Annotated in this window: 1 rRNA gene (only partly in view); it reads left to right on the forward strand. The window is 56.3% G+C overall.

The annotated features are described in order from the left end of the window. Positions 1-1397: ribosomal RNA gene (locus VKA29_RS04675) — 23S ribosomal RNA — on the forward strand; it begins 1797 nt to the left of the window's first position. The last annotated feature ends 46 nt before the right edge of the window (positions 1398-1443 follow it).

Genomic DNA, 1443 nt, shown 5'->3' on the forward strand with positions numbered 1-1443 from the left:
TACGGCTGAGACCTGATGCCGAGCCGATTGTGGTGAAGTGGATGATCCTATGCTGTCGAGAAAAGCCTCTAGCGAGTTTCATGGCGGCCCGTACCCTAAACCGACTCAGGTGGTCAGGTAGAGAATACCGAGGCGTTCGGGTGAACTATGGTTAAGGAACTCGGCAAAATGCCCCCGTAACTTCGGGAGAAGGGGGGCCACACCTGGTGATCCATTTTGCATGGTGAGCTGGGGGTGGCCGCAGAGACCAGCGAGAAGCGACTGTTTACTAAAAACACAGGTCCGTGCGAAGCCGTAAGGCGATGTATACGGACTGACGCCTGCCCGGTGCTGGAACGTTAAGGGGACCGGTTAGCTCACTTTCGGGTGGGCGAAGCTGAGAACTTAAGCGCCAGTAAACGGCGGTGGTAACTATAACCATCCTAAGGTAGCGAAATTCCTTGTCGGGTAAGTTCCGACCTGCACGAATGGCGTAACGACTTCTCGACTGTCTCAACCATAGGCCCGGTGAAATTGCACTACGAGTAAAGATGCTCGTTTCGCGCAGCAGGACGGAAAGACCCCGGGACCTTTACTACAGTTTGATATTGGTGTTCGGTTCGGCTTGTGTAGGATAGCTGGGAGACTGTGAAAGCCATACGCCAGTATGGTGGGAGTCGTCGTTGAAATACCAGTCTGGTCGTGCTGGATGTCTAACCTGGGTCCGTGATCCGGATCAGGGACAGTGTCTGATGGGTAGTTTAACTGGGGCGGTTGCCTCCTAAAGGGTAACGGAGGCGCCCAAAGGTTCCCTCAGCCTGGTTGGCAATCAGGTGTTGAGTGTAAGTGCACAAGGGAGCTTGACTGTGAGACCGACGGGTCGAGCAGGGACGAAAGTCGGGACTAGTGATCCGGCGGTGGCTTGTGGAAGCGCCGTCGCTCAACGGATAAAAGGTACCCCGGGGATAACAGGCTGATCTTCCCCAAGAGTCCATATCGACGGGATGGTTTGGCACCTCGATGTCGGCTCGTCGCATCCTGGGGCTGGAGTCGGTCCCAAGGGTTGGGCTGTTCGCCCATTAAAGCGGTACGCGAGCTGGGTTTAGAACGTCGTGAGACAGTTCGGTCCCTATCCGCTGTGCGCGTAGGAGTCTTGAGAAGGGCTGTCCCTAGTACGAGAGGACCGGGACGGACGAACCTCTGGTGTGCCAGTTGTTCTGCCAAGGGCATGGCTGGTTGGCTACGTTCGGGAGGGATAACCGCTGAAAGCATCTAAGCGGGAAGCCTGCTTCGAGATGAGGACTCCCACCCACTTGATGGGGTAAGGCTCCCAGTAGACGACTGGGTTGATAGGCCGGATCTGGAAGCCAGGTAACTGGTGGAGGTGACCGGTACTAATAGGCCGAGGGCTTGTCCTCAGTTGCTCGCGTCCACTGTGTTGGTTCTGAAACCACGAACAGCCCC

This window comes from Streptomyces sp. H51, from assembly GCF_035656535.1.
GTDB lineage: Bacteria > Actinomycetota > Actinomycetes > Streptomycetales > Streptomycetaceae > Streptomyces.